General features: G+C 68.9%; 14 protein-coding genes. 4 read left to right on the top strand and 10 right to left on the bottom strand.

Annotated elements, in window-relative coordinates:
- Positions 1-55: 55 nt before the first annotated feature.
- The 6 genes from ACWCPM_RS23300 to ACWCPM_RS23275 form a co-directional block, all read right to left on the bottom strand.
- Positions 56-838 (bottom strand): S1 RNA-binding domain-containing protein, encoded by a 783-nt coding sequence (locus ACWCPM_RS23300; protein ID WP_450978167.1) that lies wholly within the window; start codon positions 836-838, stop codon positions 56-58.
- A 46-nt stretch (positions 839-884) separates the two neighbouring features.
- Positions 885-1,415, bottom strand: a complete 531-nt coding sequence (locus tag ACWCPM_RS23295) for an NUDIX domain-containing protein (RefSeq protein WP_450978166.1) — start codon at positions 1,413-1,415, stop codon at positions 885-887.
- Between the two features lie 75 nt (positions 1,416-1,490).
- A complete protein-coding gene (locus tag ACWCPM_RS23290) occupies positions 1,491-2,111 on the bottom strand; it encodes a DUF5753 domain-containing protein (protein WP_450978165.1) in 621 nt (206 codons plus the stop codon).
- A 102-nt stretch (positions 2,112-2,213) separates the two neighbouring features.
- Complete coding sequence (locus ACWCPM_RS23285; protein WP_450978164.1) at positions 2,214-2,567, bottom strand: ASCH domain-containing protein; 354 nt, start codon at positions 2,565-2,567, stop codon at positions 2,214-2,216.
- Positions 2,564-3,679 carry a hypothetical protein gene (locus ACWCPM_RS23280; RefSeq protein ID WP_450978163.1) on the bottom strand — a complete coding sequence of 372 codons (1,116 nt, stop codon included), beginning with the start codon at positions 3,677-3,679 and terminating at the stop codon, positions 2,564-2,566. Before ACWCPM_RS23280 ends, ACWCPM_RS23285 begins: the two co-directional genes overlap by 4 nt.
- A complete protein-coding gene (locus ACWCPM_RS23275; RefSeq protein ID WP_450978162.1) occupies positions 3,676-4,176 on the bottom strand; it encodes an ATP-binding protein in 501 nt (166 codons plus the stop codon). Before ACWCPM_RS23275 ends, ACWCPM_RS23280 begins: the two co-directional genes overlap by 4 nt.
- Before the next feature lie 68 nt (positions 4,177-4,244).
- Between ACWCPM_RS23275 and ACWCPM_RS23270 the strand changes: the two genes are divergently transcribed.
- Both ACWCPM_RS23270 and ACWCPM_RS23265 read left to right on the top strand, forming a co-directional pair.
- A complete protein-coding gene (locus ACWCPM_RS23270) occupies positions 4,245-5,618 on the top strand; it encodes a helix-turn-helix domain-containing protein (protein WP_450978161.1) in 1,374 nt (457 codons plus the stop codon).
- Entirely contained in the window at positions 5,615-6,433 is an 819-nt protein-coding gene (locus ACWCPM_RS23265; RefSeq protein WP_450978160.1) for a class I SAM-dependent methyltransferase, read from the top strand. The genes ACWCPM_RS23270 and ACWCPM_RS23265 overlap by 4 nt, the downstream gene beginning before the upstream one ends.
- Before the next feature lie 2 nt (positions 6,434-6,435).
- Here ACWCPM_RS23265 and ACWCPM_RS23260 read toward each other — a convergent pair whose 3' ends face one another.
- Complete coding sequence (locus tag ACWCPM_RS23260; RefSeq protein WP_450978159.1) at positions 6,436-7,512, bottom strand: hypothetical protein; 1,077 nt, start codon at positions 7,510-7,512, stop codon at positions 6,436-6,438.
- A gap of 144 nt (positions 7,513-7,656) precedes the next feature.
- On the opposite strand from ACWCPM_RS23260, the gene ACWCPM_RS23255 reads away from it, so the two are divergent.
- Positions 7,657-8,322: a hypothetical protein gene (locus ACWCPM_RS23255; RefSeq protein ID WP_450978158.1), complete on the top strand. Its 666-nt coding sequence runs from the start codon at positions 7,657-7,659 to the stop codon at positions 8,320-8,322.
- An 85-nt stretch (positions 8,323-8,407) separates the two neighbouring features.
- Positions 8,408-8,941 (top strand): SMI1/KNR4 family protein, encoded by a 534-nt coding sequence (locus ACWCPM_RS23250; RefSeq protein ID WP_450978157.1) that lies wholly within the window; start codon positions 8,408-8,410, stop codon positions 8,939-8,941.
- A 59-nt stretch (positions 8,942-9,000) separates the two neighbouring features.
- Here ACWCPM_RS23250 and ACWCPM_RS23245 read toward each other — a convergent pair whose 3' ends face one another.
- The 3 genes from ACWCPM_RS23245 to ACWCPM_RS23235 form a co-directional block, all read right to left on the bottom strand.
- Positions 9,001-10,698 (bottom strand): relaxase/mobilization nuclease domain-containing protein, encoded by a 1,698-nt coding sequence (locus ACWCPM_RS23245; RefSeq protein ID WP_450978156.1) that lies wholly within the window; start codon positions 10,696-10,698, stop codon positions 9,001-9,003.
- Entirely contained in the window at positions 10,688-11,257 is a 570-nt protein-coding gene (locus ACWCPM_RS23240; protein WP_450978238.1) for a hypothetical protein, read from the bottom strand. The genes ACWCPM_RS23245 and ACWCPM_RS23240 overlap by 11 nt, the downstream gene beginning before the upstream one ends.
- Positions 11,258-11,572: 315 nt before the next feature.
- Complete coding sequence (locus ACWCPM_RS23235) at positions 11,573-12,829, bottom strand: DUF3631 domain-containing protein (RefSeq protein WP_450978155.1); 1,257 nt, start codon at positions 12,827-12,829, stop codon at positions 11,573-11,575.
- Between the last annotated feature and the right edge of the window lie 235 nt (positions 12,830-13,064).

Raw genomic sequence — 13,064 nt, 5'->3', positions numbered from 1 at the left:
CGGCTCAGGCCCGACGCAGTACGTGACAGCCGATGCGTGATTCAGCGGGCCAGCGTTAACTGCCCGCCCCGTCAGCAACGCACAACCGCACCCGGTGACGCTGAAGGTCGACCTCGGCGACCTTCACTGCGATCAGCTCGCCTTCGCGGACGAGTTGGTCAGGGGTCTCAACAGGCTCGTCGGTCAGCTCTGAGATGTGAAGGAGCCCTTCGACCTCCGGAGCAAGCTGCACAAACACGCCGAAGGGAATGATCTTAGTGATCCGCCCTGTGACGACGCGGCCGGCCTGGTCCGCGAAGCGGATGAGTGGATCTTCCTGCAGGGCTTTCCGTGAGAGGGTGACTTGTCCGGATCGCGTCTCGGCGACAATCACCTCCGCCGTGATCCGCTGGCCGGCTTGAACGGCTTCGGAGGGGTGGTCGATCCGAGACCACGTCAGGTCTGGCACTCGGATGAAGCCGGTACACAAGCCATCAGGCTCGCCGTCGAGGTGGACGAAGACCCCGAAGTTGTGCACTTCCGCGACGGTCCCGGTGACAACCTGTCCGCGTTCCATGGCGAGGAGGAAGGATCGCAAGGATGGAATCTCGCATGCCCTGCTAGAGAGATGAAGCTGACCTTCACCCCAACGTCCGATCTCCTCAGCGTCAACCTCTTGGCCGATCTTGAAGAGTTCGGATGGGTGCTCCGCCCGACGCATCGAAGCCTCATGCCTAGGGATCCGACCGATCTCGGCTTTCTCTCCTTCGCCATCCACGAGCTCCACGACGACATCCGCTCCGTCGAACCCGATGACCGCCACCCTTCTTACAGGGCCCGGCCGGAGCTGGTTGGTCAAGGCTTGCAGGCGAGGGTCAGGAGCTGGATCAGGCATGGAGGTGAGCCTAGCTCCAGCCGTTGAGGGAGACCTGTGGCCCGCCTCCGAGATAGCGGTCGAGGGCGCTGGCCGTGGTCTCCACGAATTCTTCGGGGATGGCGGCGGCGTCGACCCAGCGGACCTGGGAGTGCTTGTGGGGTTCGCGGTTCTCTGGTTCGCCGGTCCACTCGTGCGTGGCGAAGACGACGGTGAAGAAGCCGTTGGGGGCCTCCACGCCCCAAGATCCGTGGATGACGTGGGCAACCTTGAGGGACTCGGGCTTCACCATGAGTCCCGTCTCTTCGTGTAGCTCGCGGACCGCGGTTTCGGTGATGGGCTCGCCCGGCTCGCTCTTGCCGACGGGGAGGTCCCACATGCCCTGGGCGAACTTGGCGTTCTCGCTGCGCTGGAGGAGGACGACGCGGTTGGTGGCCTTGTCGTGGACGATGACGGCGGCGACCAGCAGGGTCATGGATTCGAGCGCCGGCTTGTGGGCCTTCGGTTGGCCGTCGGCCTGCTGGGTCACAGGGTTCCCTTCGTCGGACCGGCTGTCGGGCATGTGAGGGGCGGGACGGTCTTGATCGGGTGCGCTGCAGACCGTTGCGGTGCTCCGGCCGCTGGTGTGTCGAGGGGCCTACTGCGGGAGCGGGGTGTTGGTCCAGAAGGAGTGGGCCTTCTTCAGGAGCTGCTCGGCGGCGTCGCCGTACGATGCCGCGCTGCTCAGCGCGGCGAAGGCTTTGTTGTAGAGGTCGAGTTCGCTCTGTTCCGTGATGTCCACGGAGGAGGAGACGAGTTCGACGTGGGCCCGGTCGCCATCGCCGTAGATGTTGAACGCGTGGACGGGGAACAGGTCCACCTGTGCGGTGGAGGGAAGGATCCCGAGGGTGAGAGAGGCCAGGCCGAGCTCTCGCAGGAGGCGCTCGATCTGTTCTTGCATGACTTCGGGTCCACCGATGTTCGTGTAGAGAGCCTGCTCCCCGAGGACGACGTCGTAGTGGTGCTCGCCGTCGTACAGCACTTGCTGTCGCTGCATGCGCTTGGCGACGCCCGCCGGCACGTCGTTCGGGATGCCGAGGAAGTTGACGACCTGGCCGAGGATCACGGTGGCGTACGCCTCGGTTTGGAGCGTGCCCCAGATCACCGTGGGCACGTACGCCTTGCCTTCGCGCGTGCTCTGGTACCAGCGCACCACGTTGTCCTGAGTCGCTTCTGTACCGGTGGACAGACGATCCGTCCAGGGAACTGAACTGGTCACCGCATCCCCTCCTGGGTGGTGCCGCTTGGGCGGCTTCGATGGGCGTTGCCGTTCCGGTCGAGGATGGCTCCGAGTGTCCGATCTTGTAAGAGCGGGAATCGGTCAGGCCATGCGCTTGATCTCGATGGCGAGGGCGCCGAGCGCTTCCTTCTCGGGGCCGTAGATGGTGCGGATGTTGGCCAGCTGCTGGTCGCGGGTGGCGGTCGGGTTGACGTTTGGCGAGCCTTCGCCGTCGAGGAGGGCCTCGAAGTCGGGGTACTCGGTGACGCGGAGGACCGTCACGTCGCAGGTCTCGTCCGTGCCCTTGATGCGGAAGCGGATGGTGTCGCTGGCGGCGAGGTCCGCGAGGTGCGGGTACTTGACCCGCACCTCGATGGTCTTGGTGCCCGCGGCGACGAGTTCGAAGTACTGGCGGTAGAGGTTGAGCTCGCGGACGCGGGCGGTGCGGTCGGTCATCGGGAAGGAACGCTCCTGGGGGACGGTGCGGTGATCAGGCGGCCGATCTCGGCAGCCGAGTACGAGCGGAAGAAGTGGCGGGGGTCGGAGAGCAGGGTCTCAGCCATGGCGAGCAACTGGTCGGCGTACTCGGTGACGGTGCCGGGCCACTGCCGGGTGTCGAGCATCCAAGGGGCGGCGCCCTCGGGCAAGGGGGCACGGCCTTCTCGTATGAGGGATTTCGACAGCTTGGCGCCGGTGTCGGTGACGACCTGGGGGCAGAACAGGCGGGCCGGCAGCTGGGCGCGGGTGAGGCCCACGGCCTGGAGGGCCTCGTCGACGAGGTGGGAGCCGAAGACCCAGTCGCCACCCTTGACCATGACGTGCAGAGTGCCCTGGGGGCTGGTCAGGGCGAGTTCCTTGACCAGGTTGCGGTAGAGGGTGGCCAGGTCGAGGTAGCCGCCGGTGGTGGGTGTGAGGGTGGTCTCGTACGGGCCGTGGTGGAGGCAGACGGCGGAGACTCGCGCGGACTCGGGGCCGACGAGGTGGGCACGCGTGCGTTCGGCGTGCTTCTCCGCCCAGCCGCAGCCGAGGTGCGGGCAGGGGACGCGGAGGTGCGGGGTGCCGGTGGAGGGGGCGAGCCAGCAGCGGGCGGCGTCGATGCGGGGAAGGAGCCGGAGCCAGGTGCGACGGTAGTGCTCGCCGGCCTGCTGCTGGGTGTACGTCTCGATGCGGTGCGGGATGCCCAGGCGCCTGGACAGAGCCGTGAAGAGGGGCTGATAGAGGGCGGTGACCAGGTCGCGCAGGGCCTGCTCGCCGAGGGCTTGGGCGTAGGCGCGCTGGTAGCGGTTGCCGCTGGCGGGGTCGGTGGCCAGCTCGTACGGGGCGTTGTCGAGAGCGCTGAAGAGGACCTCGGCGGGGAGACCGAAGCGGTCGCGCAGTCGGGCCGCCATGGCGAAGGCCAGGGACTGAACGAGCGAGGTGCCGATGTGCGGGGCGCCGTTGATCTGGGTGCCGACGACCAGCACGATCCGCTTGGGCGGGGCAGCCAGGATGCGCGGGGTCAGGACGTCCTCGGCGTGGTGGAGGGCGTTGGCGAGAACGGTGTTCGGCGAGACGGGGTGTGTGGTCATGAGGTGTCTCCCTGGGGGCCGGCGGTGTGGGGCGGCAGGGGAGCGGCCCTGCTCTTGGCACGGTCGAATGCGGCCCAGACGCACTTTCCAGCGCCCGTCCGCTCCTTCACGCCCCAGCTGTCGGCGGTCGCGGCGACGATCAGCAGACCGCGGCCGGCGACGGCGGACTCCTCGGGAACGCGCTTCGTCGGCCTGTTCTCGCCGCTGTCGTGGACCTCGATCCGCAGCTCTGCGTCGAGGGACTCGACCTCTACCAGGACCAGTCGGCCCACGGGCACCCCGTGAAGCACGGCGTTGGTGACGAGCTCCGAGGTGCACAGGCGCATGTCGTCGAGGCGGCTCGTCTCACCCCATTCGGTCAGCGTGGCGGCGACCAAGTCGCGAGCGGTACGCGGGGTGGTCCGGCGGCAGGGGAAGAGCATGGTGCGGTGCCGACCCGTGCCCGGAAGAAGATCAGGGGCGGCGTCGGTCGCCTCGTTGGTGAGTCTGCTTGCCATGGTTAACAGCAAAGCGACTTAACTCATTTGGGTCGGGAGCCAGCACGGAGGCCAAGACGGGGGCCACTATGGGGGCCAGAGGCCACGTGTTCCTGGGGGACGGCATGGGCGACACCGGGATCGGTGCCTTGCTCGTACGGCTGCGTACCGCACGCGGCTGGAGCCAGCAGAGGGTTGCCGACGAGTACAACGTCCTGGAGGGGCGTTCCGCGAAGACCGGCAAGGAGATCGGGCGGTACGAGCGTGAAGCCCGAGTCCCTGTTCCCTACGCCCGGAAGTACCTGGCGCAGGTCTTCGGTATCGATGTCGCCGTGCTCGACCAAGCTGTTGCCGTCAGCAAGAGGCAGCGGGACGGGTCCGATGCCGCTGAGGTCGAGATTGCGCCGCCGGTGCTGCCACCCGAAGACACCCACGGCCGTGGAGACCCACTCACGGAGGACGCGGTGCGTTCGGCGGACTTCGCCCGCTTCATCGCGCAGCGGAACGCCGACGAGTTCGTCGTGGAGCAACTGGAAGCGGACGTCGGCCGGCTCGCTCGTACGTACGTCAGCCACCCGTTGATGGAGCAGTACGTCGAGATCAAGCGGTTATGGGACGGGGTGTTCGAGCTGCTACGCGGGCGTCAGCACCCCTGGCAGACCACCGATCTCTACCTCTCTGCTTCTCGCCTCTGTGGCCTGTCCGCGCACGTCTGCCTCGACCTCGGTGACTACGACTCCGCCGCGACCCACGCCCGCACCGCACGCGCCTGTGCCGAAGCGGCTGGGCACGGGGGGATGCTGGCCTGGGTACGGTCTGTCGAGTCGTTGATTGCGTACTGGACCGGGCGGTACGAGCAGGCGGCGCGGCTGGCGCAGATCGGCCGGCGGCACCGGGCGAGCGGCAGCATCGGTGCACGGCTGGCGAGTCTGGAGGCGCGGGCGTTGGCGATAGTAGGAGATTCGGCAGGTGCACTCGCTGCCCTGTCGGATGCCGAACGATCTCGTGAGGCGATCTCAGGTCGGGACGAGGTACTGGGAGTCTTCGACTTCCCCGCGGCCAAGCAGTTCGCGTACGCCGGAACGACCCTCCTGGCCGTGGCCGGGCAGGAGTACGTCCACCGGGCCATCCTCAGCGCGGAGACGGCGATCCGCCTCTATCGCAGCGCGGACGGAGATGACCAGTCGGTCGGTGACCTGTTCGCCGCGCACCTCGATCTCGCCCGCGGGCACATGCTCCTAAGTGACCTGGACGGCACTGAGAAGATGCTTGGCTTCGTTCTCCAGTCCGCGCCGGAGCGCATGTCGGCCAGTATTGTGCGCCGGCTCACCGTTCTCGGGCGGGAGCTGGAAGGGCCGCAGTACGGTGGAGCCGCGCAGGCGGTACACCTGCGCGACCGACTCCAACACACGGCCGCCCGTGCGTCCCTGTCCGCCGCTCGCCCTCCGGAGTTGCCGACGTGACCGACCTGTCCGACGCCCACAACGCCGCCGTCACCGACCGTGCCCGCCTGGCGGGCAGCGCCTACAACGGAGACCGGGACCTGGCAGCCCGGCAGTCGCTCTACCAGTGGCAGACGCCCCGGTACGACCTGCCCGGCCTCGTCGCTGAGCGGATGGGCGACGTACGCGGCCGGGTCGTCGACATCGGCTGCGGCAACGGCAAGTTCATCCAGCGGCTCCGCCAGGACCGCCCGGACCTGTCCCTGCTCGGCTTCGACATCGCTCCCGGCATCCTTGCCGGCGTCCTCGGCCCGGTCGCCGTGGCGGACGCTACGCGGCTTCCGCTGGCGGCGGGCAGCGTCGACGCCGCTCTCGCGCTCCACATGCTGTACCACGTACCCGACATCCCCCAGGCGGTCAGGGAGCTGGCCAGGGTCGTCGCCCGTGACGGGCTGGTGGTCGCCTCCACCAACAGCGACCGCGACAAGACCGAACTCGACGACCTCTGGCAGCGGGCCGCCGCCGACGTCCTCGGCGTCGAGCGCGGCCCGGCCCGTATCTCGCTCAGCGCCCGCTTTTCCCTGGAGCAGGCTCCGGCCTTCCTCGGCGAGGAGTTCAGCCGAGTGGATGTCGTTGAACTGCCGGGGACCATCACAGTCCGGGAACCCGACCCTGTCATCGCCCACATGACCTCGTACCGAGCCTGGGCAGACCAGCACGACGTGCCCTTCGACGCGACCATCGACCGGGCCCGAGCCCTCGTCGCCGACGACATCGCCCGCAATGGCGCGTACGAGATCACCTGCCTCGGCGGCATCCTCGTCTGCCGCCGGTGAGGTCAGCCCAGTGGCGGCCAGGGCCCGGCGAGCAGGCGGCCTGCCTCCTCGGTGATCTCTTCCGCCAGAGGTTCCCGGTCGCCGCGTTGGATCGCTGCCCAGTCGTTGTAGGCGTCGGTCTTGTCGACCAGGGGTCTGAGTGACTGCGGGTGGGTCAATGCGCCCCATCCTTCGTACGTGACCAGGTCACCGCCGGCGCCGGGGTCCAGGCTGCCGTTCACGATCAGCTGGAGCCACCAGCGGACGAGTTCCCAACGCGCCGCTTCCCATGGGAGGTCGGTGGTGTCGGCCGGGAGGTCCCGGAGCAGGCCGAGTTCGTCCAGCACTTGCTCGAAGAAGGCGTCGGCCTGCGCGTGCTCGGAGCGTGACAGGCCAGCGAGGAGGGGGAGAGACTCCGTCTCGACGTTGAGGACCAGCGCCGTGAGGCCGGCCTCGATGAGTTGCCCTGGGTGGTGCCGACGGCCGATCAGGCGTTCCAGGGCCAGCATCCTGATGCAGCCGACAGCCTCCTGCGCGCTCCTGGCGTACGGCGTGAACGGCGTGGGCAGGGAGACGTCGATGCCCGGACCGCCCTCGACGAAGTACGACCAGAAGTCGACTGTCGTACGAGCGAGGAGGTCGCTCGGTCGGCCGGTGAACTCGTGGTGGAAGTAGTCGGCGAGGTCGTTCCCGTACAGGACGATGTCGGTCTGGTAGACGGATAGGACGGGGTGCCCGTGCTCGCCTGCCGCGCCGGGCAGATAGCGGTGTCCGTAGACCGGGACCAGCTGCGGCACGCTCTCCAGCTCGGTCCTTGCGACCCGTAGTGCCTCGGATGTCTCTGCTGGCCTCGACGGCCAGGCAGGATGCCAGAACACGTTGTGCTCCACGTCGAAGAGCACGCCCTCCACCGGCCACGCCAGTCGCTCGGCCAGGTCTTCTGAGCTGCCGTTTCGCCAGTCGGGCCACCGTGACGAGCCGTGCGGGAGCCCGGCGGCGAGGAAGACGCGGTGGTCTGCGGAGAAAGTGAAGCCGAACCGTGTCTCGACCGCGTCGAGCTCTCGCTCGGTGAGCCCCGGCCCGATCTCGGTTCGGAGCATGCCCTGAAGAGCACGGGCGGCGTCCAGAGTCAGTCGTGGGGTCGACGGCGTGTTCACGCCTGCCAGCGTAGTGAGCGGTACGACCGCACATGCCACGAGGTTGTGAGCATGCTCTCCCCACGGCTACTGGGTAGCGTCCCTCGGGTGAATCTTCACCTCATCAATGATGTGCCCGACGGCCTGACGCGCCGAGCGCGATCCTTTGTCGCGGCGCATGGCGTCAAGGTCGACGTTCGCCTCGTCGAGGGGCACAGGCAGTGGTGGCTTGAGCGGGACATCCCAGCAGCGGTGATCGATCGGATGGCGGCCTACCAGGAGCGATGGGGCGGTCTGCTCTTGCCGCCCGCACCGCAGTACGACGGAGGCCCCAAGTACCTCGATCCGGACTCGCCCGAAGCGGACTCCGCAGGGTGGTGGTTCGAAGCCGGGATGCAGCGGACCGCAGTCCCCTACTCTTTCATGATCAGTCCGTCCGGTGAGTTCGGTATCCAGGCAGACAGGTGGGCACCCCTCCACGCAACCATCGAGGGCTGGGTGGAATCGCTCGCCTTGGCTCACCACGCATCTATGTGGGCAAAACGGGTCACCAAGCTCGTCGGTGATGACGTCGAGGGCGTAGGGCTGAACGGCTATGCGCCGGTGCGCGAGGTGATGGGTCTGGCGGACACCTGGTGGAGAGGGCCCGACTCGCTGGTAGCCCTCTATAGCGGGGAGGCCACGTCACTCGACTTCCCCAGGGGCCGCATCGCAGTGATCTACTCCGGCCTCGATGAGTGGGGACTGCGAGGAGGCGTGGACGATGACGGCTGACCTTGCCGTTTGACCCCATCTCGGCTGGAGGTGGACGTCGGGCAGGCGGTGCTGCCAAGCCCAAACCGATCGCTACTGTCTTCGCATGACCACGAACGGAGATCGCCGGTTCCCTGCCGCGCTCGCCGCTGCCATGGCGGTCCGGCTTGAGTGCATTGGCGAGGACGGTGTCGACTTCGAGCCGTACAAGTCTTTCCTGACTGCTGGTGAGACCACCGAGTGGTTCCGCGCGTGGACGGGTAACGGCGAGCTGATCGGCGACGACTTCCGCGTGTTCGGACAGGACGGCACCGGTGGGTACGCCGCGTTCTGGCTGGTCCGTCCGGGTCGGGAACTGGTGGAGCAGCCCATCGTCTTTCTGGGCTCCGAAGGAGAGACAGGCGTCGTCGCTCGCGACCTGGGTGCCTTCCTGTGGCTTCTGGCTGACGGCTTCGGCCCGTGGGAAGCGGCGACCTCGTATGATCCTGAGCCCGGCTGGTCTCCCCGGGTCAATTGCGACCTGGTGGCCATCGCGGAGCAATTCGCTCCGGGCCGCTGCACGTCGGCGGCGGAGATCATCACGCAGGCCGCGCGCGAGTTTCCTGACTTCGACGACACCGTCATGAGGCTTTGCCGCTGAGCCCAGACTCGATGCCCCGCCGCGACGCGTGGCAGGGCATCTGACCGCGGTGACCGGGGTCACCGGTGGCGACCGCGTTCTTCGGGCTTCATGACCCTTGGCCTGGTCGGAGGGTGTGGCGCGGCGGACGTGGACGATGTGGCGCTGGCGGTGCTTCGCGTGCGAGCCGCTTGCGCCCGCTTGTTCGGTTGAGCGGTGATGCGCCAGTTGAGGACTTCGGCGGGTCGCTCGGCGCTGTCGAGCTCCCGCTGGGAGCCCAATTCGGCCAGGAGGCGTCGGGGGTTGTGGCCGGCGGTTTCGGCTTGGGCGAGGGTTGTGGTCAGGGCGGGCCAAGCGGGGTCGGTGAGGATTCGGTCGGCGTGGTCGGGGAGGGTCGCGTGTATGTCCTGCTCGTAGCGGCGGGCGGTTGCGGCTCGTGGTGCGTGGCGGGTCAGGTCAGCCAGGACGGGTGGGGCGGCCTGCTGGTAGCCCGTCTGGAGGTGGCGGAAGGCTTCCTCGGCCGCTGCGGCTTGCTGCTCGTGACCGCGCTGCTCGTGCCACTTGGCGGCGGCGCGGGCCAGGTGCACGGTGGCGAAGAGCAGGGCGATGGCGAGTCCGCCCGGCTCGCCGGAGGCGTAGGCGAGTTCCTTGGCGGCCTGGCGTAGGGCGGTGGCGGCTTGGTGGTCGGCGCGGGTGGCGGAGCGGCGGGCGCGGTTGAACGCCGTCGCTGCCGCTCGTAGTTCCGCCCGGTGTGGGCCGGTCGTGGCGTCGGCGATGTTGTACAGGGCGTCGCCGAAGGCGGCCAGGTGGCCCTGGGCGGCGGCATCGTCACCGGAGTCGAGTACGGAGCGTGCCGTGTGTATTGCGGTGGTGGTGTGGCGCCATGGGTCGGCGGGGTCCGCCGCATATCGCGGGCGGTCGGTCACTTCCTGGTCGGGGAGGCGTTCGCGTAGGCGGTTGATGGAGAGGTCGGGGGCGAGTTTGGAGCCGCCGTACCAGACGGGTTCGCCGGCTGCGTTGGTGTCGCCGGGTGCGGCGAGGCTGTAGCCGATCACGTCGCCGGTTTTGGGGCCGAGGCGTGTCTTGACCTTGATTCCGAGGGACTGCAGCACGGTGAAGTAGTCGGCTTCGGTTCGTACGGCGGCGGCGACCGCGTACGCCTGCTCGCGCAGCCACTGCCGTGCCGTGACCGTCTGGCCCTGGCGTTCGGCCTTGGCGCGTTCGGCGCCGGTGGGGGTGCGGGGCGCGGTGAGGTCGCCGGACTTCAGGCGGCGCAGGCCGAACTCGGCCTCGATCTTCCGGCACTCGGCTTGGGCCCGCTGTCCGTCGCGGTGGGTGCGGGGGCGGCGCCCGTCGGCGCGGACGGTGGTGGCCATGATGTGGATGTGGTCGCCGGCGTGGCGCACCGCGATCCACCGGCATGCCTTCTCGTCGCCTTCGGGGGCGATGCCAGCGGCGTGAACGATGCGGCGGGCGACCTCTGCCCACTCGGCGTCGGTGAGGTAGCGGTCGCCGGGCGCGGTGCGGACCGGGCAGTGCCAGACGTGCTGCGCGGGCTTCCTGCCGCCGAGTTCGCGGGTGCGCATGTCGACGTGGTGGTCGAGGCGCTTGGCGAGCAGCGTGTAGGTGGCCTCGGGGTCGCCGCCGGGGTCGGGGGCGCCGGCCATGTCCCAGGCGGCGACGATGTGCTGGTTGGTGTGTTCGTCGCGGCGGCCGGGGCCGAAGAGGTAGGCGATCAGTCCGCGGGTGTCGGAGCCGGTGGAGACGTCAGGAACCATGCGCGGTGCCTTCCGTCAGGAGCTGGTCGATCAGTCGGTAGCTGCTCTTGGCCGCTTGTTCGACGCGGTCCAGCACCGCCTCGGCGCGCTCGGGCACTGTTCCTCGGTGGATGGCTGCGGTGATCTGGTTGAGGTTGCCGCCGATGCGGTTGAGAGCGACCGTCTGTGCTTCGACGGCTTCGATCAGCGGGCGGACCGGGTCGTCCTCCGGGCTGCCGACCAGCCCCGCCTTGCCGAGGGCGACGGCCAGGGCGGCGTCGCCGACGAATCCGGCGAACTTCTGACCTCGTTGGTGAGCGGCGGCGCTGATCACGGCGGTCCGCGTGAAGCGGATGGTCTTCTCCTGGTCGCGCTTCTCCACGGTGCGCTTGCGGTTCATCAGTGCGGGCAGGACGGGGGCGTCGGGATCCCGCCAGGAGGGCTGCTCGGCGGGTGGTTGGACATCGGCCGGCGGCTGAGGGCGAGGGGCGACGGAGTCAGTTGCGGGCTGACAGCTGGTCTCGCCTGCACCCTCCTCCGGCTCGGGCGCCCCCTGGCGCTCGGCCTTCTCCTCCGCCACCCCTGGGGCGGGGGCAAGCGCGGACGAAGCCTCGTTAGAGGCTCGTTCGCTCCAGCTTGCTGCTGATCGGCGGGACAGGCCGAAGAATCCCTTGCGGCGGCGAGTGGGGGAGTTGTCGGCGCTCGTTTCGGGCATGGTGCTGCTCCGGTGGTCGTGTGCGGTGAGGCTTCGTCACGTCCGTTGCATCCGTCCCGTAGCTGGTCAGGACAGGTACGGAGGCGGTCGCAGGTACGGAGTGATCCGTATCGGCGAGGAAGTCCGTCCCCGCGCTGACCTGCGCGGGGACGGATGCGACGGATTGATACGGAGCTGGTGTCAGTGCGTGGGCCTGGGGCTGGCAGGAGGCCCGCCAGGCGAGCCGATGGGCGGCGTCCCGGACGGAGGGGCCGGTGGCTTGCCCTGGGCTCGACGTGCGAGCGCGGTCTCCTCTGCTGTGGAAGCCGGTTGGGCAGGGTCGGGGCAGTAGCGGGCCCAAGCGTCGAGGAACTGGTTGCGGGCGTACGCCTTGGCCTGCCTGCCGTTCTCGAAGCGGTGGTTGGCCGGGCTGATGCCGAAGTCGCGCAGCAGGTTGGCCAGGTGGTAGGCGTTCAGGCCCTTGGTGCCGTACTCGGCCCACGGCGCCTCGGCGTCCTGGAGGAGGGCGGCGAGCAGGTCCTGGCTGCGCAGAGCCTCCTTGTTGTCTTCCTGCTCGAACACGCGGCGGATGTCGCGCAGCAGTCGCGTTTTCAGCGTCGTCTGCTCGTCTTGAACCACTTCGTTGCGGGTCATCGCCAGGCAGGCGGCACGGGCCCGCGAGGGCCAGTGTCCGCCGCCCAGGTCGGCGACGATCACCAGGGGCTCCCACGTGTCGGCGGCGCGGTCCTCGACCGGCATCAGTGGCACCAGTCGGTGCGCCGTCCCGCGTAGTGGGGCCAGCCACGCGGTCAGCCGATCGCGCAGCGCGTTCAGTTCCGGGACGGAGTACCGGGAGCGGAAGGCTGCGATCTTCTCACCGGGCTTGCGCTTCTGCATGCGGATGACGACCGCCCGGTCCATGATCGTGTCCGGCAGGTCGCCGATCCCGGCGAGCGCGGCCATGGCGAAGGTGGGAAACGCCGTCGGCTTGTGTTCCGGCCCGGAGATTCGCCAGGCGGGCCGGTTGCGCTGATGCCCGGCGTTCAGCAGACCCCGCAGGTCCTCCTTGTCGCCGGCCTTGGGGCCGAAGATGGTGTCGGCCTCGTCCACCAGCAGCGTCGGTGGGTTCTTGCCGATGACGCGGAACACCACGGCAGGCGAGGTGTTCACGGTCATCATCGGCTGGTGCACGGTTTCATGGAGCACGTCCAGGACGCGGGACTTGCCGCACCCCTTGGTCGGCCCCACCACCGCCAGCCGAGGGGCGTGCTGGAGGGCGGGCTGGATGTGGGAGGCCGCCACCCAGAGGGTGACCGCCGTCAGGGCCTCGTCGCTCGGCAGCACCACATACCGGCCGATCGCCGCACGCAGGTCATCCAGCAGCACGGCTCCTTCGTCGGCCGTCCCGTCGCTCGCGCCGGCGCGGTCCCCGGCCCTCGATCCGCCGTTGGGGACCACGGTCCCCGCAGACGCGTGGGGACCGTGAGCCTCACCATCGGCTCGGACTGCGGTGTGCTCGCCCGTGATTCGGGGACCGGGTTCGGGCACCGGCGAACCGTAAGTCTTCGCCCTGCCCCCGGCTTCCGCTCGGGCGGGACCGGACCCCAGGGTGCTGAGCGGTACGGATGCCGCGCTGGGGGTGTTTCGGTCCCCGACTGGAACACCCGCCGAAGCATCGCCGCTGGCGCGTGCA

Source organism: Streptomyces sp. NPDC002309 (assembly GCF_053593375.1).
The sequence above is the reverse complement of the archived record's forward strand: the minus strand, read 5'-3'. Positions and strand labels throughout refer to the sequence as shown.

Excerpts from the sequence above, each read along its gene's own strand:
- ACWCPM_RS23295 (WP_450978166.1), bottom strand. The coding sequence starts at position 1,415 with ATGCCCGACAGCCGGTCCGACGAAGGGAACCCTGTGACCCAGCAGGCC.
- ACWCPM_RS23285 (WP_450978164.1), bottom strand. The coding sequence starts at position 2,567 with ATGACCGACCGCACCGCCCGCGTCCGCGAGCTCAACCTCTACCGCCAG.
- ACWCPM_RS23280 (WP_450978163.1), bottom strand. The coding sequence starts at position 3,679 with ATGACCACACACCCCGTCTCGCCGAACACCGTTCTCGCCAACGCCCTC.
- ACWCPM_RS23275 (WP_450978162.1), bottom strand. The coding sequence starts at position 4,176 with ATGGCAAGCAGACTCACCAACGAGGCGACCGACGCCGCCCCTGATCTT.
- ACWCPM_RS23270 (WP_450978161.1), top strand. The coding sequence starts at position 4,245 with ATGGGGGCCAGAGGCCACGTGTTCCTGGGGGACGGCATGGGCGACACC.
- ACWCPM_RS23260 (WP_450978159.1), bottom strand. The coding sequence starts at position 7,512 with ATGCTCCGAACCGAGATCGGGCCGGGGCTCACCGAGCGAGAGCTCGAC.
- ACWCPM_RS23250 (WP_450978157.1), top strand. The coding sequence starts at position 8,408 with ATGACCACGAACGGAGATCGCCGGTTCCCTGCCGCGCTCGCCGCTGCC.
- ACWCPM_RS23245 (WP_450978156.1), bottom strand. The coding sequence starts at position 10,698 with ATGGTTCCTGACGTCTCCACCGGCTCCGACACCCGCGGACTGATCGCC.